Annotated in this window: 23 protein-coding genes and 1 pseudogene; 11 read left to right on the top strand and 13 right to left on the bottom strand. The window is 62.4% G+C overall.

Annotated features, from left to right (window positions below; translation table 11 throughout):
- Nucleotides 1–282: 282 nt before the first annotated feature.
- Together MPARV_RS26225 and MPARV_RS0119850 are read right to left on the bottom strand one after the other, a co-directional pair.
- Entirely contained in the window at nt 283–708 is a 426-nt protein-coding gene (locus MPARV_RS26225) for an HIT domain-containing protein (RefSeq protein ID WP_081582485.1), read from the bottom strand.
- A gap of 534 nt (nt 709–1242) precedes the next feature.
- Entirely contained in the window at nt 1243–2001 is a 759-nt protein-coding gene (locus MPARV_RS0119850) for an HAD family hydrolase (protein ID WP_020379507.1), read from the bottom strand.
- 1808 nt (nt 2002–3809) lie between these two features.
- Between MPARV_RS0119850 and MPARV_RS0119840 the strand changes: the two genes are divergently transcribed.
- Together MPARV_RS0119840 and MPARV_RS24040 are read left to right on the top strand one after the other, a co-directional pair.
- A complete protein-coding gene (locus tag MPARV_RS0119840; RefSeq protein WP_202948870.1) occupies nt 3810–4130 on the top strand; it encodes a type II toxin-antitoxin system Phd/YefM family antitoxin in 321 nt (106 codons plus the stop codon).
- Complete coding sequence (locus MPARV_RS24040; RefSeq protein ID WP_081582483.1) at nt 4127–4402, top strand: type II toxin-antitoxin system RelE family toxin; 276 nt, start codon at nt 4127–4129, stop codon at nt 4400–4402. Before MPARV_RS0119840 ends, MPARV_RS24040 begins: the two co-directional genes overlap by 4 nt.
- A gap of 1291 nt (nt 4403–5693) precedes the next feature.
- Here MPARV_RS24040 and MPARV_RS0119825 read toward each other — a convergent pair.
- Entirely contained in the window at nt 5694–6026 is a 333-nt protein-coding gene (locus MPARV_RS0119825; RefSeq protein ID WP_020379502.1) for a hypothetical protein, read from the bottom strand.
- A 215-nt stretch (nt 6027–6241) separates the two neighbouring features.
- Between MPARV_RS0119825 and MPARV_RS0119820 the strand changes: the two genes are divergently transcribed.
- The 3 genes from MPARV_RS0119820 (at nt 6242) to MPARV_RS0119800 (ending at nt 8805) form a co-directional block, all read left to right on the top strand.
- Complete coding sequence (locus tag MPARV_RS0119820) at nt 6242–6472, top strand: hypothetical protein (RefSeq protein ID WP_020379501.1); 231 nt, start codon at nt 6242–6244, stop codon at nt 6470–6472.
- A gap of 2 nt (nt 6473–6474) precedes the next feature.
- Nucleotides 6475–6882 carry a type II toxin-antitoxin system VapC family toxin gene (locus MPARV_RS0119815; protein WP_020379500.1) on the top strand — a complete coding sequence of 136 codons (408 nt, stop codon included), beginning with the start codon at nt 6475–6477 and terminating at the stop codon, nt 6880–6882.
- Between the two features lie 757 nt (nt 6883–7639).
- Nucleotides 7640–8805 (top strand): IS3 family transposase gene (locus MPARV_RS0119800; RefSeq protein WP_085951978.1). Its coding sequence is split into 2 segments (ribosomal slippage): nt 7640–7892 and nt 7892–8805, totalling 1167 coding nucleotides; the frame shifts between segments, so codons are not numbered across the junction.
- A gap of 36 nt (nt 8806–8841) precedes the next feature.
- On the opposite strand, the gene MPARV_RS0119795 is transcribed toward MPARV_RS0119800, so the two are convergent.
- The gene (locus MPARV_RS0119795; protein ID WP_020379499.1) at nt 8842–9759 is read right to left on the bottom strand and encodes a helix-turn-helix domain-containing protein; all 918 of its coding nucleotides are present in this window, start codon (nt 9757–9759) and stop codon (nt 8842–8844) included.
- Between the two features lie 110 nt (nt 9760–9869).
- Here MPARV_RS0119795 and MPARV_RS25075 point away from each other — a divergent pair, with 110 nt between their 5' ends.
- Both MPARV_RS25075 and MPARV_RS26220 read left to right on the top strand, forming a co-directional pair.
- Nucleotides 9870–10091, top strand: coding sequence for a hypothetical protein (locus tag MPARV_RS25075; protein WP_012225989.1), 222 nt, complete (start codon nt 9870–9872; stop codon nt 10089–10091).
- Nucleotides 10054–10392, top strand: a complete 339-nt coding sequence (locus tag MPARV_RS26220; RefSeq protein WP_081582482.1) for a type II toxin-antitoxin system PemK/MazF family toxin — start codon at nt 10054–10056, stop codon at nt 10390–10392. The genes MPARV_RS25075 and MPARV_RS26220 overlap by 38 nt, the downstream gene beginning before the upstream one ends.
- A gap of 143 nt (nt 10393–10535) precedes the next feature.
- On the opposite strand, the pseudogene MPARV_RS0119780 reads toward MPARV_RS26220, so the two are convergent.
- From MPARV_RS0119780 to MPARV_RS0119755, 6 genes and pseudogenes are all read right to left on the bottom strand, one after another.
- Nucleotides 10536–11531, bottom strand: a pseudogene (locus MPARV_RS0119780) (IS1634 family transposase); the annotation flags it as partial.
- A gap of 26 nt (nt 11532–11557) precedes the next feature.
- A complete protein-coding gene (locus MPARV_RS0119775) occupies nt 11558–11932 on the bottom strand; it encodes a helix-turn-helix domain-containing protein (RefSeq protein WP_020379495.1) in 375 nt (124 codons plus the stop codon).
- 41 nt (nt 11933–11973) lie between these two features.
- Nucleotides 11974–12285 (bottom strand): hypothetical protein, encoded by a 312-nt coding sequence (locus MPARV_RS23280; RefSeq protein ID WP_012226001.1) that lies wholly within the window; start codon nt 12283–12285, stop codon nt 11974–11976.
- Between the two features lie 349 nt (nt 12286–12634).
- Nucleotides 12635–13105, bottom strand: a complete 471-nt coding sequence (locus tag MPARV_RS23275) for a DUF2752 domain-containing protein (RefSeq protein WP_012226003.1) — start codon at nt 13103–13105, stop codon at nt 12635–12637.
- Between the two features lie 106 nt (nt 13106–13211).
- Nucleotides 13212–14609: a copper resistance CopC/CopD family protein gene (locus MPARV_RS0119760; RefSeq protein ID WP_012226004.1), complete on the bottom strand. Its 1398-nt coding sequence runs from the start codon at nt 14607–14609 to the stop codon at nt 13212–13214.
- A gap of 79 nt (nt 14610–14688) precedes the next feature.
- Complete coding sequence (locus tag MPARV_RS0119755; RefSeq protein WP_012226015.1) at nt 14689–15078, bottom strand: c-type cytochrome; 390 nt, start codon at nt 15076–15078, stop codon at nt 14689–14691.
- Between the two features lie 557 nt (nt 15079–15635).
- Between MPARV_RS0119755 and MPARV_RS23270 the strand changes: the two genes are divergently transcribed.
- Nucleotides 15636–16220 (top strand): alpha/beta fold hydrolase, encoded by a 585-nt coding sequence (locus MPARV_RS23270; RefSeq protein ID WP_012226020.1) that lies wholly within the window; start codon nt 15636–15638, stop codon nt 16218–16220.
- Here the strand turns inward: MPARV_RS23270 and MPARV_RS0119745 are convergent.
- A complete protein-coding gene (locus MPARV_RS0119745) occupies nt 16177–17526 on the bottom strand; it encodes an APC family permease (protein ID WP_012226021.1) in 1350 nt (449 codons plus the stop codon). The genes MPARV_RS23270 and MPARV_RS0119745 overlap by 44 nt on opposite strands.
- A gap of 118 nt (nt 17527–17644) precedes the next feature.
- The gene (locus MPARV_RS0119740; protein WP_012226022.1) at nt 17645–17983 is read right to left on the bottom strand and encodes a hypothetical protein; all 339 of its coding nucleotides are present in this window, start codon (nt 17981–17983) and stop codon (nt 17645–17647) included.
- A gap of 223 nt (nt 17984–18206) precedes the next feature.
- Between MPARV_RS0119740 and MPARV_RS0119735 the strand changes: the two genes are divergently transcribed.
- The 3 genes from MPARV_RS0119735 to MPARV_RS0119725 are packed head-to-tail and all read left to right on the top strand — an operon-like array spanning nt 18207 to nt 20292.
- Nucleotides 18207–18716: a TlpA family protein disulfide reductase gene (locus MPARV_RS0119735; protein ID WP_051012076.1), complete on the top strand. Its 510-nt coding sequence runs from the start codon at nt 18207–18209 to the stop codon at nt 18714–18716.
- Nucleotides 18717–18733: 17 nt separating this feature from the next.
- Nucleotides 18734–19429, top strand: a complete 696-nt coding sequence (locus tag MPARV_RS25070) for a hypothetical protein (protein ID WP_157789752.1) — start codon at nt 18734–18736, stop codon at nt 19427–19429.
- On the top strand, nt 19426–20292 hold the full coding sequence (locus MPARV_RS0119725; RefSeq protein ID WP_012226025.1) for a cytochrome c biogenesis CcdA family protein: 867 nt from the start codon (nt 19426–19428) through the stop codon (nt 20290–20292). The genes MPARV_RS25070 and MPARV_RS0119725 overlap by 4 nt, the downstream gene beginning before the upstream one ends.
- 26 nt (nt 20293–20318) lie before the next feature.
- On the opposite strand, the gene MPARV_RS0119720 is transcribed toward MPARV_RS0119725, so the two are convergent.
- Nucleotides 20319–20648, bottom strand: a complete 330-nt coding sequence (locus tag MPARV_RS0119720; protein WP_012226026.1) for a metal-sensitive transcriptional regulator — start codon at nt 20646–20648, stop codon at nt 20319–20321.
- Nucleotides 20649–20657: the final 9 nt, after the last annotated feature.

Here is a 20657-nt window from a genome sequence, read left to right as displayed (position 1 = left end):
CCAGCCGATTCGGGTGAGAACGAGGCGTGCGAGCGATGGAAGCAGGTCCACGAGTCGTCGGCGATACCGGTCTCGACTTCGGCCCGAAACCCTCAGGAACACTGGCCGGATGACTTCTCGGCACCATCAGGATTGCCGGTTCACGGGGGCGAGCCCGGCGTAGGACGCGCGGTGCCCGCCGGTGTCGAACCGGTGACCCCTCAAGCAGGTAGCCCCCGGTCACGCCCTCGCTCGCCAGTCAACTACTTCCAGGCCCTAAACTGGCAACCGTGCGGCCAATCGCTATTCGCGCGGCGAGTCGACCCATTCTCGATAGCGCCAGTATTCCCGCCACAATCGTTCTGTTTCGTTTCGGGGTTGCTCCGGAGGCTCGACCCTCTCAGCTTGAGCGATGATGTGCCAATGCATGTGGCGGGAACGCTGAAGACCTCCCAGATTCGTGACAACTCGAGCCTGGCCATGCTCCTCTTCGACCCTGGCTGCCAGCATGGCGAGAGTCCGCAGCAGTTCTTCACACAGCGACGTCTCATTCACCGCTAGGTCGGCCAGAGACAGAATGTGCCTCTTGGGTATGATCATAACCTGCACTGGAGCGAACGATGGACTCGGGTGATGGAAGGAAAGCAATTCATGGCCCTCAAGAACAACGTCCACCGGCGCCTTGCCTGCCAGTATGAGATCACAGTAGGGATCTGGTTCGGCTGCCATTATGTACTCTCGTCTCCAAGAGTAGTGATCCTATCGGCCATATCCAGCCAGTCTGGAGGCTGCTTCTTCGATCTAGTCCAAAGGATTGGTATCGCCTCCAAGTTGGGCGCGTCGATCCGGTCGCGCCCAAGATCAGATCCCGGCCGATAGTACGCTCCGACCCACTCTCGCCCACTCGCTATTGGCACTGCGTGCAGGGCAATGGACCCGAAGCTCGACTGGTCTGGGTGCGCCTTGCGCGGCCCGAATGCCAGTGCGAGATCCTTCCCACCTTGATGACCATTGAACCACCAGTGCTTGCCTGTTTCCTCAGTCGGGTGGACCCTCGAGATCCTGCCTACTAGCTGAACTCCGGAGCCTCTGCGTACCACGACCCGGTCAAGGCGCGCCGGTCGGCCATGCTCACTTGGGATGATCTGCCACCAGACACCAGCCATCGCGTGTTTGCGGGACCTAAGCCATCCCCAGAAGTCAGACGCGGCCGGTTGTAGGGCAGCACCCACGACCGCCCCGGCTAGGATCTGTACGACGTTCTCAGCGCCCAAGAGAACCACCCAGGACCAACTTGAGCAGTCGTTCTAACCGCCCGCGGTCGCTTGCGGACCAACTCCCCTGCTCCGCAAGCCGCAGGGTCTCGTAGCTGGCCGAAATCTTGGCTTCCATACCGACTACTATGCCCAACGGTGATGACGCGAGTAGTGGCGCATCAGCATCAGAGTCGCCAGCGCCAAACCGAGGGACGCAACGGTCGGCCAGCTGGTTGACTAGCAGAGTTTTGGCCGATCGAGTGGCCGGATTCAGCATGAGGCGGCCATCGTAGTTCGAGCCATCCACCCCTACTTCAACGCCGTAATATTCACTGAATCTCAACACTCCACTGAACGCTTCAAGTACGACGGCTGGTGCGCCAGAAATCACGAAAATTCCTAGTCCTGCGGCACCCAACATCTTGGTCAGTTCACGCGCGAATGAGTCTTTCTCTCTCGCAATCGGATCGCTGGCCACGAATGCATCGGCCTGATTCTTTACATCGTCAACGGCGAGTCCGCGTAAAGCCTCAGCATAGAGTCGTGGTAGATCGACCGTCAGTTGATCGTATCCGAGCTGACCATCTTGGTATAGGGCGACTGAGCGTTGAATCTTTGTATAGACAGAAGAGAGGTCAAACGTCTGTATGAGCTGAGCAGTGAAATCCAAGATGGCGATGCCCGAGCGAAGCGTGCCATCAAAGTCCAAGAGAGCGACATCCGGCTTTTTGCTACATGGTTTGCCGCTGCTCTGGCCGGTTGTCATGATTTGACTCTACCAGCCACGGCCGCGACACGAGATCACGCTCCGGGCTTGATCACCGCTGCAAACACCCCGCAACTGGCCTCAGACTTGTTCGTGTCGAGAAGTCATTCGGTGCTTTTTGCGGCGACCTGGAACTGATGCGGCAATGCTGATCGCGTCGTGGAACGCGTTGAAGCTGGCGTCCGGGGTGGTGCTGGATGACCGGGGAAGGGACTGTTGCACGCTGTGTGTATGCGTGGCCGGTCGGCGCCAACGCCGACGGTGTTGAGTGACGCAACGGTCGTATCGAGCTGGCCGAAGATCGCCGAGGAAGAGTTGCAGCTCGGCCAGGTTCGGGCGACGGCGGGATGAGTGAATGAGCTTTCGCGGTGGGCACAGCGGAGCCCGCCACCGCCACCGCAGCGTCCACAGTTTTGCCCATCATTTTGCCCATCATTCGACCCGCACAAAGGGGGTCGAAACCGCTCAAATTCCACGCGATTCGGGGTTTCGAAGGATTTCCGGGGGTTGTGGGCGGGTTTTCAGCCCTCTCCAAAACCGAAGGTTGAGAGTTCAAATCTCTCCTGCCCTGCAAGTCAAGTCCCCTACGGGCGACTGGGATGTAGGCGATTCGGCGATTTGGAATTGTGCTCCGAAACCCTCTTGCCTATCAAATTTGAAGGGTTCTTTGATGGGCAAGGAATTCGGTGGACGTCCGATTTCCGCTAGCGCTCACTCGTCAGCGCAATCTGGACGGCTAGCGCGGACCACTCCGTGGGGTCCTCTCACGCCTGAGCGGGCCCTTGGAGCGGCCAGCCAGCCCTCGATCGCGCATCGAAGCTCACCACTCGACGGGACTCCCCCTACCCGGAGCATGCCCCTCGGGCCTGATTCGTAAGTTGATTGATGGCGACCTGATCCTTGGGTTGGGCGGTCATCATGACAGGCAGACCAAGGGGGAAAGGCAAGCCGATGGGAGACGAACCGGAACCGGTTTGATGACGACGTGTTCATCGGGGCGCTCTCCGGGGCGTGAACTCGCCTGGGAGGGCGGGTAGCCCCTCCCGATAGCCCACGTGTCCCATCACACTTAATGATGGGACTCACCCTCAGATACTGCTGGTGCTGTCAGAGCTACGTCACGCATGGCGAAAATCGGACTCTCTCAGCTCGGTCCGAGATTCGAGTTGACTTCCAACTCCGCCCGGCACTCAGCGGGTCCGTCGACCAGATCCTGCTTGTAGGCACCGGCTGGCACGCGATCGACCTCTCGCGGAAGTTCGATTTGTATGAACAGAGAATCGTCACGTAGCTCACCCGAGAATCCTAGATCAGTGTCGAAACCCTCCATGGTCCCTCCAAAGCCCATATTGAGCGGCTCGCACGAAACAAACGTCAACTCAACTCCCTCATTCTGAAACTCCTGTAGCACCTCGACTGGGTCCGTACTCCGAGGAAGTGTCCAATAGCCGGTGCCAATGAGGTTGGCCCCTTCCCGGCCCAATGCAGAGTTCCGGCTGCTCGTAACCCTGTCGGGCGAATTCCCCGCTATCACCCAGTCCCACACGCGGAAATTCTTCAGGCGTTCCGCATCCCTCTCCACTTGCTCATCGGTGCCGCAGGCGAAGGCCACCAGCAGGAGTAAGAGCCCACACGAACAGACAAGGGCACTCAGCTTCCGAGGTGTGCCCAGTTGAACCGGCCTACCGAGCTTCCGTCGCACGATGGTTGGGAGGCTACATGAGCGCGACCGCCCAGGGACTGTCGAGTTCTGTGTGTAAGCGAGGCCGGGCCTGCACTTCCGTCTGGCCAGGCGTCAGGACCTTGGGTTGACGCCGACCAGTATTCTGGCCATACTTATGGCCATGACGGCTCAGGAACATCTCGCCTTGGCGGACGTCAAGAATCGGCTTTCGGAGGTAGTGGAGGGGCTCGAACGAGAGCATGGCCGGGTGGTTGTGACGAAGCACGGCAGGCCTGCGGTCGTGATGTTGAGTGTCGAAGACCTTGAGTCCCTCGAAGAGACTCTTGAGATCCTGAGCGACCGCCAACTGATGGACGAGATCAGCGAGGGTCGAGCTGAGCTTGCGGGAGGTAAGGGTGAGGTTCTCACCCGTGACGAGGTTCTTGCGCAGGTCAGGGCTGAATGAGCGAGGAGCGGTTCGAAGTCGTGTGGTCGCCTCGGGCCAGGCGATCACTCAACCGGCTCCCAGAGAAGGTCGTAGTTGCGTGTGTGGAGTTCGTCCACGGCGGCCTCTCGGAGAATCCGTATCGGGTCGGGAAGCCGCTCCGGTTCGACTTGGAGGGTTCCTATAGTGCCCGCCGCGGCGACTTCCGGGTCGTCTATGAGATCGATGAACAGGAACGCCAGGTCAGAGTCGCAACGGTCCAGCACCGGAGCGACGTATACCGACCCCAGTAGGCCCGAATCACGGGAACCGGGTCGGCCGCTGCGTGCGCCCGGTTCAGCCCTGCCCTCGGCGATGCGTAGGGAGGTCCGACGCAGCCGAGGGCACTGCGCCGGGCGACGCGACAAGCGGGGCGCCCCGTCGAGCCGGGTTTCTTGCGGGAGCCGTTGCGGGGCTCTCGGGTGATTCCGCGATTGGGCGAACGCTGTCGACGGCGTCGCGATCCTGCCCATCATTTTGCCCATCATTGGAACCGCACAATGGGGGTCGAAACGGCTCGAATCTCTCGCGATTCGCGGTCTCGAAGGGTTTTTGGGGCTTGTGGGCGGGTTTTCAGCCCTCTCCAAAACCGAAGGTTGAGAGTTCAAATCTCTCCTGCCCTGCAAGGCCAAGTCCCCTACGGGGGACTGGGATGTAGCCGATTTTGCGAGTGTTGAATTTCGTCCTTGAACTGCATTTGGTAGCAGTTCTGAGGGGCTTTTCCATGGGCAAGGAGTTTGATGGATGTTCGATTTCCGCTAGTGCTTGCTAGCATCTCGGGAGTCACCGGTTGAAAGACCCAGCCGATTCGTGTGATCGCGGAGGCGTGCGAGCGAGAGAAGCAGGTCCACGAGACGTCGACGATGCCGATCTCGAAGGGGACCCTAGAATCCTCAGGATCAAAGGGCGGATGACTTCTCTCAGGCGCGCACACGCACAGGCACAGCGAGGCTTCCAACACGGAAGTGCTGGGTGGGTACGGCATCCACCACCGGGGACTCGGCGCTCGGAGATGGCGTCATGGGACCGCAGCGGTCGGCGCGGCAGCCGCCGGATGCACCGGCAGAAGATGCCACTGTGGGTCCGGCCGAGTTGGACGTTCGGGAGGTGGCCCGTGACTTGGCTCAAGGGTCCTTCGCCTGGCACGAGTAGGACCATCAAGTCGGTGTTGGTCTATTCATGCCTGGTCGCGCTGGTTGCAGGATGTGGCTCAAGGTCCGCGATTCCCGCCGACATCCAGCCGACCACGACAGTGGTTGGCACCTCGTCGCCACCCAACCCAGTAGTGCCACCGGGGTGCCGCCGCGTCCTTCACACAATCACGGCCGGAAGGCCGCTTGTAGTTGACATCTACACCATTGATCCGTACGCCCGAGTGGCGACGTCTGTCGACGGTGGTCCGTTTCGGCCGGCTGGCTGGGAGAGTCGTTGCTAGTCCGTGGGGAAGAGGACGGGACTCGCAGTTGGCCTGCGCTGGCCTGAACAGGCCGGGTCCGGCCAACTGGCATGGCCGCGGGAGCCGGATCTGCGTGGTACTACGAACGGCTATGGCTGGGAACGCAGGACGTTGCCGTTCCTCATTAACATGTCCAACAAGTCTTCGTGCACCTCGGTTCCGCCCCTTTCAGAGCGCTGGATGGCATCGATGCCTTGGGCCCGCAGCGCCTGCAACAGATCTTCAGTTCCTTCGGCGACCCACGCCACTGCGAAATAAATTTCATCTGTGAGGTACCCGCGTCGGCCAGGGAGGTCCACCGCCAGGATCGGGTCGGGACCGAAGACGAGGTGAACGGGTGCGCCCTGGCCTGCCCAAGTCCGGAACACACTGGCAGCTGAATCGAATTCCGGTACCTCAATCTCGACCGGCTCTGAGCCCATGGACCCGTATCCTACGCGGCGCTAACCCGTGCAAGATCCTTAGGTGGGCCAGGGCCGGGTAGAGGCCACTGAGTCGAGCCCATCGGCTGGTCCAAGTTGGAGAGACGACCCGCTCGTCGTGGACCAACTATGAGGGCCCGCTTGCTGGCACCTAGCCGCAAGGACAATCCTGTTGGCCTGTTCGAGTGTCACCGTTGCGCTCTAACATGGGACCCATGACCGTGACGCTTGATCTTCCCGCCGAGGCCCAGGCCCGCCTCCAAGCCGAATCGAACCGCCGCGGGATCACCCTTGACCAACTCATCGCCGAGATCGCTGCCAGCTTCCCCGACGGGGCCGCGGCCCCCCGACGTAAACTCGCGTTCGTGGGGATCGGCTCGTCGACGTCGGGACGCGGAGCACGCGACGCCGACGAAATGTTGGCCGAAGGGTTCGGGCGCGACTGATCGTGCTCATTGTTGACACCGGAGTCCTTCTCGCCGCAGCGGACGACGCTGACCCCGACCACATCGCCTGCGTCGAAATCGTTGAGACGGCCGATCAACTTGTCACGAGCCATCTCGTCATCGCCGAGGCCGCGTACCTGATTGCACGACAACTCGGGCCCAGAGCAGAAGCGGCGTTCTTCCGATCTGTCGCGCAGGGCGATGTGGTGATCGAGTCGCTGACCCGGGCCGACCTGGACCGTGTCGCCGATCTCGTCGAAAAGTACGTCGACCTTCCCCTCGGCGGTACCGACGCCAGTGTCATCACAATCGCCGAGCGGCTCGACCAAACCCGTGTAGCGACCCTCGACCGCCGCCACTTCACCGTCGTCCGCCCCGCCCACTGTGACGCATTCGAACTCGTCCCGTAGCCGACCCGCGCCTGGGTGGCGACAGATGTCAGCTGCCGGGCCGAGACTTGAGGCCGGTCAACGTCAGCGGTGCATCGAAGTGAATGAGTTCGGGCACCCGGTGGGGTTCGGAGTCACGCAATCAAGGGCGCGTGACGCGGTGTCCTTGGCGTCGCGATAGATGTCCGGGACCGGCCCAGGTTGTCGGCCGGGTCGCGCTGTCCGGAGGGGTGGTCGGTTTGCCCATGGTTTTGCCCATGGTTGGAACCCTCAATGAGGGGGTTGAATCGATCGAAACCGTCGGACTTCCCAGTTTCGAAGGGTTTTTGGGGTTTCACGGCGGGTTTCTATGCGTCTCCAAAACCGAAGGTTGAGAGTTCAAATCTCTCCTGCCATGCAATGCAAGTCCCCTACGGGCGACTTGTTGATGCCGAGAATTCATCCGGCATCTTCTCCGGCGACCTGGAAGTGATGCGGTGATGCGGTGATGCGGTTGGTGTGTTGGCGCGTTGAAGCTGGCGTTTTCGGTGGCTGTTGGTTGACCGGGAAACGGCTCAGGCTGCGGTTCGGTACTCGTTGATGAGTCCGGCGCAGGTTGGGTGACGTTGGATTGGTTGGTCTGTGCCGATCGGGGTGACGTCGGCGGTGTCGGTGGGTGCTCGTTGGTGGAGTCCTGGTGGGGGCGATGGTTGTTGTAGTGCTCGAGGTATTCTGGGGTGCCCCGAGGATTTCGGACAGTGGGTGATTGATAACATCCACTGACACAAAGGAATCCAATATGGTACGCAAACGAACAAAATACTCTGACACTTTCAAGGCCGAGGCCGTGAAAATGGTGATCGACGGTTCCCGGCCGATCGCCACGGTCGCCAACGAGTTGGACATCAACCCGGGCACACTCGGTGTGTGGGTCAACAAGTACCGTGATGCCCACCCGATCGAGGAGGACCCTTTGACCCCAGCCGAACGTATCCAGTTCCGCGAACTCCAAGCCGAAAACCGGGAACTCCGAATGAAAAACGAGTTCTTGGGAAAAGCGGCGTCCTTCTTCGCCCAGGAGTATCGGTGATCTCGAAGTACGAGTTCATCGACGGCGAGAAGGCGAACTACCCGGTCACCAAGATGTGTTTGTGGGCGGGCGTGTCGAAGTCCGGCTACTACGACTGGCGGAAACGTCCGCTGTCAGCAACCGCGGAACGACGCGAGGAACTGGCGGTCGATGTCCGCAAGGTCTTCGATGCATCCGATGGCACCTACGGGCACCGTCGGGTCCATGCCGAGCTGGGCCGCAAGAAGATCGCTGCCGGCCTTGAACTGGTCCGTCGGGTGATGGTCGAGGGTGACATGGTTGCCTGTCAGCCCAGGCCATACAGGCGAACGACCGACCCTGACGGCACGCCGAGCACGGCGGACTTGGTCGACCGGGACTTCACCGCCGCGGAGCCGGGCGTGAAGCTGGTCGGTGATATCACCTATATCCGCACGTGGGAAGGGTGGGTGTACTTGGCGACGGTGATCGATTGTTTCTCGAAGATGGTGGTCGGGTTCGCGATGGCCGACCATATGCGCACCGGTCTGGTGATCGACGCGTTGCAGGCCGCGATCGACGCTGGTGGCATTCAGTCGAATGCCATCTTTCATTCGGATCATGGGGCGCAGTACACCTCTGAGGAGTTCAAAGCGTTCCTTGCATCAAATGACATGGTTGGGTCGATGGGTAAGACCGGGGTGTGTTGGGATAATGCTATGGCGGAATCGTTTTTTGCTTCGTTGAAGAACGAGTTCGTTTATCGGACAGTGTTCCCGACACGAAGAAAGGCTGTTTCGGGTATTGCGCATTGGATCGAGATTTGGTATAATCGTTCCAGGCTTCATTCGGGGATCGGTTACCGGACACCGGTTGAAGTGCATGACAGCTATCGCGACGAGACACGGGCAGCGTAAGGGCTGCCACAGATCACTGTCCGAGAAACGCGGGGCTCACCATTCCTCGAGCAGGGACCGGAGCTGGTGTTCGTTCCAGATGATGGTGCGGTCGAGGAGTTCGTGACGGAGCGTGCGCACCCACCGTTCGGCGTATGCGTTGGCTTGAGGTGACCGTGGCGGTGTTCTGATTGCGGTGATTGTGGATCCGGCGAGGACTGCGTCGAAGGATCGGGTGAATTGTCCTGCACCGTCTCGGATCAGGAATCTGAACGGATGATTATCGTCGAGCTTCATCGTCAGGTTGCGGGCGGCTTGGGTGGTCCAGGAGCTGGTCGGGGTGGTGGTGATCCCTGCCAAATGCACCCGCCGAGTGGCGACCTCGATGACGAACAGAACATGGAATCGGCGAAGCAGCGCGGTGTCGACACATGCGAAGTCGGTCGCGAGAACGGCTTTCCACTGTGAATGGATGAACTCTGACCACGATGGGCCTGTCCGGTCGCGTGTCGGGTCGATCCCGGCGGCGCGGAGGATCTTCCAGACGGTCGACGCGGCGAGTTTGTGTCCGAGCCGTGCGAGTTCCCCGTGGATACGCCGGTACCCCCAATTGGGATTCTGGTTGGCGAGGCGGATGACCAGACGCCGGAGTTCGGGGTCGATCGGTGGGCGTCCCGTCTTTGGTGTGGGCGGTTGGGTCCAGTGCCGTGCAACGAGTCGTCGGTGCCATCGAAGCACTGTTTCGGGCCGGACGATCAGGAACGTCGTCGCCCGGCGCGTGCGATCGGTGGTGCTGCTCAGGAGTGCAAGGATCGTGCGGTCGGTTTCGATGAATCTCGGGTGGTCGATCTGGCGTTGCAGCACGAGGATCTGGTGTCGGAGTGCAAGGATCTCGGCGTCTCGGGAGTCGCCGTTGGCGAAGACCCAGCCGATTCTGGTGAGAACGAGGCGTGCGAGCGAGGGAAGCAGGTCCACGAGACGTCGACGATACCGACCTCGAGGACCACCTAGAATCCTCAGGATCAAAGGGCGGATGACTTCTCGGCACGCAAACCCAGGAGGGACCGTCCGGTATACTGCCTAGTATGATTCGGCCCACTACCATCAAAGTGTCCACCAGCACTCGCGATGCGTTACGGCAGCTCGCCGATCGTGACGGCCTCACCTTGGATGCGCAGCTCAACAGGTTGATCCGGCGTGAGCGGCGCCGACTCATGGGTGCCCAACTCGCCAGCGCTCCACCTGATGCCGACGACGTAACGGTGCTCAATGCTTCTGCGAACGACGTGGCCGATGCGAGCAGGTGACGTCCTCCGCTGTGACTTCGGGACCCCCGCTCGAGGAGAGCCGGGTTTCATCAGGCCAGCCATCGTCGTCACGTCTGACGACGTCTTGGCGTTCAGGCAACACGCGATTCTTGTCGTGCCCTGCACGACCAACCAACGAGGCTGGCTCAGCGAAGTCGAAATCGCCGAGGTCGGGGCTGCCCAAGCCCACCTCCCGACGACTATCAGCGTCGACCGAGTCGTCGAGCAGACGGCTAGGAATGTTGGGCCAGTCGCCCTGCAACAGATCCGGGAATTGATAGCAGACCTCCTCGGATTCTGATTCGGCCTAATGCCTGGGTTCCGCAGCTGACTGGGTCGGCTAGATGCCTGGATCCCTGTGTGGGCGCGGAAAAACGGCTCTGGGCGGTGCGGGAGCCGTGTCACTAGGCGGTTTGGTGCCTGGGGGGCCCGGTTCGGGCTGGTTCAGGTGGGGGTGTTGGGTGTGATGCTGGTGTAGGCGGCGGGTTCTTTGAGGCCGACCGCTGCCAGGATCTTCTGTTGGGCGGTGCTGGTTGTGGTGCGCCGCCGAATGGTGCCCGCAGCTCCGGTGAACGTGCCGAGGTGCATCTGGTCGAGCTGGTGGCGGATGTTGGTCCACGTTTGGTTGGTGCGGGTCTCGATGATCCGGATGTGGAGGAGGGCGAGCCAGCACAAGATGACATGGGGTCGGATGCGGTCTTCGAGCCGGTGGTAGACGGGCCGGAGGTCCAACGTGGATTTCATGTCGCGCCAGCCCCGTTCGGCTTCGAGGAGCTGTTTGTAACCGAGCGCGATGTCCTCGATGCTCAGCGACGGATCCGCTGTGCGTAACAGGTATTTCCCGTCGAGCTTGGCTTCGTTGCGGATCGCTGTCTTGCCGACACGCAACAGCCCGGTTTTGGTGGTGTGGAGGTAGCGGCGGACCGCGCCGGGAAGCCCTGTGGCCAGCTTTGTGCGTTCGTCGTGGGTCGCTTGGTCGGTCCCGTCAATCGCTTCTTGGAGCCGGTCAACGAGTTGGGTTCGGATGAGCTCGTTGCGTTCGGCTTGTTCGGGGTTGTGACAGATCACGAACCGGTCCCTTGCGGCACCGTCGTCGCTGACGACTTCTTTGACCCGCATGTTGTGTCGGATCTCGTGGTAACGGCCAGGCCGTGCGAGCACCAGGGCGGCTTCGGTGTTCCCCCCGATTTTCTCGCCGATGATGTAGTTCCCGCCCGCGCGTTGGAGGTAACGCCGGTTCTCAGCAGAGGAGAACCCCCGGTCCGCGACCCAGATGACGTGCCCCAACCGCCAGTCCGCGAGGTCGTCTTTGACCTCACGGATCAGCGCCTGGTCGTTGGTGTTCCCGGCCCAGGACCACACCCGGATCGGGATCCCCGTCCTCGTGACGGCCATGCCGATCACGACCTGTGGGAGATCATCACGGGGAGGATGACTTCTCGGCACGTCCAGTTGGATCGTTGTGGTCAGCTGGGTATCGCGATCCGTTCATCATCGAACACTGCGACGAGTACGGGGTGTCGGGGCACCCCAGGGTTCCCTTGGCGGCGTTGCCCATTGAGGCCACGATCCCTCAGGATCCGGTGCATCGTGGACGGTGAGCACAAGTAGATACCGTCATCGAGAATGGTGACGAACACCTCGTCGACACCAACATCCACAAACTCCTCCGAACACAACGTGTCGACCACCTCCTGTTCCTCCTCGTCGGTGAGTTTCGCCGGGTGCGGACGTCTGGGTTTCCCGGTCGCCCTCGATGGGCGCTCGGGCAGTTCGCCCCGCTGTTTCTGGGCGTGGTGACGCCACGTTCTCGGGGCCACACCAAACGCTTTCGCAGCCAACTCGGCCCCGACCCTCTCGGCCCACCCTTCGATGTTGGTGACTAGAACTTCGGGGAGTTCGCGCTGCCGTGGACACTCACGTCGACGTGCAGCGCCAAGCATTTTCCCTGGGTCACCACCAGCTCCTCGAGGGTGCGGTTCCGGTCCTTGGCCCGCTCCAGCTGCGCTTCGAGTTCCCGCACCCGGATCTTCGCCTTGTCCTTCCCCGTCGCTTTCGGGCCAGGACGTTTGGTGCCCAACGTGCCGGCGTCGATCTGTTGGCCCCACCGCCACACCAACGACTGATACACACCCTCACGGCGCATCACCTCACCCCGCCCGGTCGGGGTGTCAGCAGCCCGATAGGCCGCCACAATCCTCTCCTTCTCTGCCACCGGCCACGACCGGCGGGACCTCACATCAACACGAGTCGATTCTGTTGCCATAATGCTTCCTCCTGGGAGTGTCTCTCCCGGCAACACCTATTCTCCCTCATAACGACCGTAGGGCGGCACAGTGGTTGGTGGTTACCGGCGTGGGGGTTTAGCGACGTGGGTCGAAGATGAACAGGACCTGATAGTTCTGAAGGCGCCGCTGGGTCTCAATGGTCGTGGAGAGTCCGTAGCGTTGCGTCGGCCTGGCTGGTGCAGCGGGTTGCTCGTCCAGCGGCGCGCTGTCCTCGGCCGACGGCAGGCCTAACGCTGATCGCAGTCCCGAGCGAGATTACCCACGGGCGTTCATCACGAAGTCAGCGTTGCCCTGCTGGTAGACCCACAGGGCGACGAACAAGACACCGAGAACGATCCATGCTGTCGTGGTGAGGCGAAGCGACAGGTTGAGCCAGCGTTTGGTGGTGATCCCGACCGTCGCCCGCGCCAAGCCAAAGGCGCCGAAGGCAATCACGGCGAGGCTCACAGGGTTATAGCGCCAGGCCAGCGCTGCGTCGCCTCTGACGAGAGCGATTGACCCGCGCGTCAGTCCACAGGTTGGCGTCACCAATCCGATCCCGTGGGTCGGCATCGGGAGGTCGAACGGCATACCTCCGACTACCGCCAGGAGGGCTGCGGTGATCAGGCCCGCGAGTGAGAGGCGGGTGATCCAAGGGTTGGCGTCGGTGGTACCGAGGCTGGCTCGCATCTCGCCAAGATGTGAACGGTTTTTGGGCTTGGACCCATGTGCTGATGCCTGGCTCATGGTGTCCTCCGATAGTGGATGATCGACCAGATCCGCTTTCGGTACCGATTCCGGTCGCTCTTGAGTCGGCGATGGTGGTGCAGCGTTGAGGGGCTGAGCATGGCGGCTATGACGACGATGCTCCGGTCAGGAATGCTGTGACGATCCCCACGATCAGGAGCAGTGCTGGCTCGATGGCCACAACAGACCTGAAGCAGGCGATGAGACCCTCATCGCCTGGATGGGCGGTCATTTCGGACACGAGGAAACGATGGTTGTAGGCACCTGCCGAGATCGCGGCGCCTGCCACCAGCACTTTGGCTACGAGCAGCCGTCCCCAGGGCGTGGAAGACAACTCCGACACCGAATCGAGGATGATGACGGCTACGACCACGCCAGCGATGGTGACCGCAGCCAGTGCAACCGCTGCTACGAACGAGAACCGGATGGCGAGTTCCTCGGTGCGCAGGTCTCGGTCGTCCTGGTAGCGATTCCAACTGACGGCGATCAGCATCACGAGGCCACCGGCCCAGACCGACCCGGCTGCGACGTGGACGATGTCGAGTAGCCCGGTCAGCGGCCGGAACCCCTCGGTCACCGTGTGGCCCGCAAAAACGTGCGCCATCAGAATGAGCGCTACGCCGGTCAGCGCAACACTCGATCCTGGCACGGGTTGCCACACACGGTCGGCCGAAGCCGCTACCGGCGCTGGAGGTGCATCGGGTGGCGCACCCTGATCGGTTCCAGCGGACACCAGCTCTCGTTGCAGGCCGACGACTGGGACGGAGCCCATCTCGCCGTCCCGCGCTCGGGTGGTGATCATGCGGGTTCCGATGAGCAAGGCTCCACCGCCTGCGATCCGGAGGAGGGCGGCGATTCCGAACGAGCTGGTCAGCGCTGCGCCGAGGCTCGAACCGGTCAGCGTGTCGCCCCACGCACCTGCCGCCTCCAGATTGGCCTGGGCTGCGATCTCGATCAACACCCCCAACGTGATGGCAATGCCACCCCGACGCACCCAGCTCAATACGAGAGCAGTGTCGGTCCGTTCGCCGCGAAGCACCCATGCGGCAAAGGCCAACGCCCCAAGCCCGATGAGTACGCCGAGCACGCCGACGATTCGGCCGAAGTCGGCCAGCCGTTGCGTCGCTGTGGTGGATTGACCCTCGGATTCAAGGAACCCCTCCAGCTGAGAGGACTGTGCCACCTCGCCCTCGTCGGCCGCCTGCGTGGGCGGTTCGGTGGTGCCGTCTGCGGGAGCCGCTGTCGTTTCTGTCATTGGCTCGCTCGTCGACGAGGAGGGTGCGCGAACGTCACCCGACCCGTCCAACACCTGGAAGCCATCACCGGCGGGCTCGGCCGGACCGGAGAACGTGATGTTGACCTCTCCGACCGGTTCGCCAAGCGAGGTGCCGTCGGCAGGATCGGACGATTCAAACCCGGTATGTGCGCCCGCTGGTGCCGCGAACATCAGCGCAGCCCCAACTAGGAGGCCGAGGATGACTGCTGCTCGGTGGAGTGATCTCATGTGGTCGGGGGGGGAGGGTAAGGGGGTTGATCTTGGGGTCGTTTGGTCGTGTATCGGCGAAGCCGTGATACATGGCTTCTTAGTTTTGGAGGCCGCGCCGCTCCTGCTCGCCTCTGATGTAGGCAATGACATCGTCGACCTGGCCAGCCGAGAGCCCTTCAACGGGCGGCATATCGCCGAAGTTCCAGTGGTGTTGGGGCGCACCGTTGGCGATGGCCGATCGGAACGCGTCGTCGCCGTGGTGCCCGGGTTCGTACACGACCGAGAGGTGGGAGGGGCCCTTGTCGGTGCCCTCGAGGTCGAGTCCGTGGCACGCAGCGCACGAGTTGGCGTAGACCGCCTCGCCGGATTTCGCGGCTGCAGACGACGGTTCAACCACAGGCTCGCCGTCTGACCCACATGAGCCCAACGCAATGAGCGCTACGACGAACGGAACGCCAAGCAGGGTTGCGCCCAACCACTTGGGCATTCCTCGTCTCGAGAGCCATGATGGCCCGTCGGCGCCCCTCCCTTGTGCTACCGGCATGAGCGGACCCATGAAGGTGGTGGTGGCTCTGCGGGTGAACTGACGTGCTGAGAACTCATCGTTACTACAGTATGTCGTAACGTGCGCAGGGTTGGCTCATGATCGTGCATTTGTGTTGGGTCGGCGGCCAGGGCATGCGGTTCAGCCTGGCAGGTGCAAAGGGGGCATTGTGCGACACACTGTCGCTACTGCTCGTCACCGGGCATAGGCAAGCTGAAGGGTGCGGAGTGTCGACCCTCAAGTGTTGCGTCTGTTGCGATGCCCGCTTCCTAGCCAGTGGTGGCACGGCCGCGGGGCAGCAGCTCCAAGCGGGACGGTCGGCACCAGGAATCGAGTCGCGGTAGCCGTCCCCATCTCCTTGGGGCCGCTTTGGTGGACCTTGCGGCACCGACGCTCGGATGTTGTGCGCCGGTGGAGCACACCTCAACTGGGCGGCCGCACTATCGACGGCATGTACGCCCGAACTGGTGGAGTTGGTGACACCACGTTTGTGCTGTTGCATGGGCTGGTTGCCACAGGCGACGTTTGGGGCCGAGTTCGACCCGCTGGCCAACGACGGCACACTCATTGTTCCCGACCTTCTCGGGTTCGGGCGCTCGCTTGACGAATCGCTGAGGGACTTCAGCGCAGAGCGTCACCTCGACGCCCTCGACCACCTGTTGGACGAGTTGGGTGTGGGAGATCGACCGGTGGTTGTGGGTGCGCACTCGATGGGCTGTGCGCTTGCGCTCCGGTGGGCTGCCCGGCGAGGCGGCCAGATCCGTCGAATCGTGGGCTGGGGCGCGCCGGTGTGCTGGAACGCTGCCGGCGTCGAGGCTGAGCTTGCATCCATGGGAGCGATGGCTCGCCTCTTTGCCGGCAATACCCGCGCAGCGGAGTGGGCCTGCCAGTTGAACTGCCGACACCGAACGCTGGCCGGTTGGGCGGCAGCACCTACCCACGACTCATGCCGGCCGGTGCCTGGAGCAGTTGCGGAACGCTCCCTGACCCAGATCCCGAGCCTGACCACCAGCGGCCTTGGCAGCGGCCATGCGGTTCAGCTCACATGGCCATCGTGCCATCGGGTCTCGTGTGAGAGCGCATGAACAATCGCTCGCCAGCGACGATCACGACGATGCCGATGACGGCGACGATGATGCCGAGGGTGTCGGTGGATGCTTTGACCCATACGAACGCGCTGAGCAGCACCACGTCGAGTCCGATTGCAGCCATCACGATCGCAGGGTTGAATTCAATTTTCTCCTTGAGGCGGCGGAGGAGACCCCAGTGGATTGCGATGTCCATCAGGAGGTAGTAGATCGCTCCGAGGGCTGCGATGCGGCGAAGGTCGAATGCTGCAGCGAGCGCCATAGCGAAGACGACGGTGTACACGGTGGTGTGCATGCGGACCGATCCTGACATCCCGAAGTGACGGTGAGGCACTTGTGTCATGCGGGTCAACATGGCGAGCATCCGCGACGCTGCGAACACGCTCGCCATGACACCCGAGGCGGTCGCCACCACGGCCAGGACAGATGTGAACCACACGCCCGCCTGACCGAACGCAGGACGAGCAGCTTCAGCCAGTGAGAAGTCCTCAGCTTTGAGGATCTCGGGCACGGTGAGATTGCCCGCTACTGCTGCGGCGATGGCGAGGTAGACGACGGCGCAGATCGCAAGGGCGATGACGATTGCTCTGCCCGTGTTTCGGTGAGGGTCCTTGATCTCACCTCCGCTGTTGGTGATCGTCGTGAACCCCTTGTACGCCAGGATGGCCAACGCGACCGCTGCAAGGAACCCCTCGATGGAAGGGTCGACCTGGGCAGCAGAACCGTTCGTGAAGTTCGCTGCCTCAGCAAACCAGAGTCCCGCAATGGCGAAGGCTCCCAACCCAACGATCTTGATCGCCGCCATGACGCGTTGCGTACTCTGCATGGCGGCGTTCCCTGCGATGTTGACGACGAAAGCAACCGCCAGGAGGCCCACGGCGAGCGTGGGCACCCAGAACCCTGCAGGTTCAAGATCGACGATCTGCAGCACGTAGGTGCCGAAGGTGCGGGCAACCAAGCTCTCGTTGATCACCATCGACACGTACATGAAGATCGCGAACACACCGGTCGTTGTGCCCGGTCCGTACTGCTCGTGCAGGAACATCGCGACCCCGCCCGATGACGGGAAGGCATTCGACAGTTTCACGTAGGTGTAGGCGCTCGCGGCAGCGACCATGGCAGCGGCAAGAAACGCCAGCGGAAACAGGTCGCCCGCCAGCTGTGCTGTCTGGCCAGTGATAGCAAAGATCCCGGCGCCGATCATCACGCCGGTGCCTAACGCGACGGCACCTGAAAGCGTCAGAGAGCCGGGAACGTCATCAGGTGCCTGGCGATCGCTGTTGCCTTCATCATGACCCGTCATGGTTCCTCTTGTTCGTCAGATTCTGAGAGCGTCGCCCTGGCACCTGTTGGGAAGGATGGTCCGACGGGAGGGCATGGACTCAAGAACGACTGGCCGAGCCCACCGCCGCTCGCCAGGGTCAGCGGTAGCCCGTTTGCCGGTCGAACATCCCGAGAAACCAAGTCGAGGCGCCAGCGACAGCGATGCCGAGGAGCAGGTACACCTCCGTGTGGCCGTAGGGCAACAGCCTCAGGTCGTCGCCGAGTCTCATGGCATCGTTGAGCGTCATGATGATGAGCCCAAGCCCAATCCCGAGCCACCCTGCGATGCGATGCCAGCCTGGCCGGATAACCAGACCAGACCTATTCGCCGAATAGCGGGCGAGCGCTTCAAGGTCCGGCCCGGCATTACTCGAGCCGGACGGCGTCTCTGGTCGCTTCCGGATGGTTGTGCAGTCTTGCTCTTGAGGGTCGGGCATTGGTGCTCCTGCGAGTCAGTCCCACTCCTGGGCGAGTATACGACATGTTGTAGTAGTTCTCCGGTCGACGCGCCTGACGGCGGTGCCGCAAGGCCAATTGTGACGTCCGGCCTCGAGAGTGGATGATCGCTGCTACGACGACCTGTAGTAGTTTGTGGGGGTGTCTGACCTGTCGGATGAGCGTCCAGCCTCGAGCCCAGCACGGTCGCGGCTCCGACGATGGATGACACCGATTGCCATGATCACCCTGGCGGTTGTGGTCGGGATCGCGGCCCTCCGCGAACCCTCGAAGGTGGACTTCGAGGCCTCAGGACGGCCGCTCCCGTTGCCCGCTCAAGGCCAAATCTTGGCGGTCAGCGAGCAGGAGTTCGAGGGGATGCTGGTCGGGCAACTTGGGACCCCTGTGATCGTGAACATCTGGGCTTCTTGGTGCGCGCCATGCCGCACCGAGATGCCACTCCTTCAGCGGGCGGCCCAGACCTACGACGATCGGGTAGTCATCCTCGGCGTCGCGTCCAACGACTCACCGGAGGCCGCGCAGGAGTTTCTCGACGACTTCGGATTGACCTATCCGAACGTCTTCGACGCCACCGGCAAGGTCCGCGCCGAACTCGCGGCCACCGCGTATCCGACCACCTACGTGTTCGGGGCCGACGGCCGTCTGCAGGTCACCGTCACGGGTGGAATCTCGGAACAACGTCTTGCTGCCGTGATTGAGAATGCCCTCCAGTGATCGACTACGGCCTCCTCATGAGCGTCATCGTTGCTTGGGCTGCATCGTCGTTCGCCTGGCGAGTGCACCCGCCCGACACATTCGACTCGACGGTGAGCGCGCTCGACGTCCTGTTGGTCCCCGGGTTCGTTGGGTTGGTGGTTGGGCGCCTGAGCACGCTGGCACTCGATGATCCACGCGCCATCGGGAGTATCTCGGACATGATCGTCATTCGCAGCGGGGTCGAGTTCTGGCCGGCCGTCGCCGCTGCTGCGCTGATGGTTGCCTGGTCCGCCCGCCGTTCCAATGTGCATCCAGTTGCCCGCGTCGCCGCCCTGGCACCGGTCGCCATGGTGGCCTACGGCGGCTACGAGGCAGCTTGCCTCTTTCGGGACGGTTGCTACGGGCCGCCGACTCCGGTGGTGCTGACACCCGATGGGCTCTCCACGCCCATGCTGCCCGTCGGCATCCTGATGGGAGCGTCAGCCATCGCGGCTGCCGTGCTTGTCCGGTGGCTGGGCGAGCGTGGATGGCCATCGGGCGCGATCGTGTCGGTTGCGGTGGCTTTGATCGGCCTCATTCTGAGCATCGGGTCGATCTGGCTCCCGAAAGTGGGAGGTGGGCTTTCTCGCCAGCATCGAACGTCGATCGTGATCACCATTGTGGCTGGCCTAGCCACCGGCGCGTTGCTCATGCTCGGTGCGCGCCGTGCGACCGAACGAGCAACACCGTGAGTTCCTCCATCCTGATCCTCGCTCTGACCGCCGGCATGGTTGGCGCGATCAATCCATGTGGGTTCTCGCTGCTCCCGGCCTATGTCGGTTCGTTCGTGGCCGGCGACGAGGTGGACAGCCCGCTGGAGCGCCGCTTGCGCCGGGCTGTCTGGTCGGCGGTTTCGGTGACGATCGGTTTCGTGTTGGTGTTCGTCGTGCTGGGCGTCCTCCTGCGTTCGCTTGCCGACCAGATCCGTGGGCAACTGCCCTGGGTCACGATGGTGATCGGCGGAGTCCTGGTCTTGGCAGGCATCACGGTCATGACCGGTCGTCGATTGCCCATGCCCAGCTTCACGCTGAGGGCCGCGAGCGGTAGTGGTGCGATGGCTATGGTCAGCTACGGCATCGTGTATGCCTTGGCGTCATTGTCCTGCACCATCGGACCGTTCCTGGCAATCACCACCGTTGCGCTCGATCGGTCCCTGGCTGGGGGCCTACTCGCCTTCGTCGCATACGGGCTGGGCATGGGGACCATCATCCTGGCCATCGCGGCATCGGCCGCCCTGGCCCGACCCAAACCGGGGCATCGACTCCGCCGGTTCTCCCAGTACGCCTCGCGCGTCGGCGGAGCGCTGATGGTCCTCAGTGGCTTCTACGCCATCTGGTACGCCCGATGGGAACTCGCCGTGTACAGCGGCGACCTCTCGACCGATGCGGTGATCGACACGGGGGAACGCTGGCGGATCAACGTGATCACGTTCATCGAAAGCGTCGGGGCGGTGCGGCTCGGGATGATCGTGTTGGTGGCCGTGACGACGATCACCGCTGTCGGTCAGATCACATCAGATCGCCGGGTAACCCAGAAAACGGACGACAATCAATAGCGCCAATCTCTTCGCCATCGACAGGGTCAGGACTTGACGAGTCGGGCGATCGCTTTCGATGCTTCGGTCAGCTTGTCCTCGGCCCCGGGCCCGCCGGTCGTGGCGGCGTCGACGACGCAGTGCTTGAGGTGATCGTCCACCAGGCCGAGGGCGACGTTCTGCAGGGCGGAGGTCAGGGCGCTGATCTGGGTGAGGATGTCGATGCAGTAGGTGTCCTCATCGATCATCCGGTGGATGCCGCGAGCCTGACCTTCGATGCGCTTGAGCCGGGCGAGGTAACGGTCCTTGTCGCTGATGTAGCCGCGGGGTGCTTGTGCCTCCTCCACTGCTGGCGGCAATTCTGTACTGCTGGCCATTCGACTGCT

The organism is Candidatus Microthrix parvicella Bio17-1 (genome assembly GCF_000299415.1).
GTDB classification, from domain to species: Bacteria; Actinomycetota; Acidimicrobiia; order Acidimicrobiales; family Microtrichaceae; genus Microthrix; species Microthrix parvicella.
The sequence above is the reverse complement of the archived record's forward strand: the minus strand, read 5'-3'. Positions and strand labels throughout refer to the sequence as shown.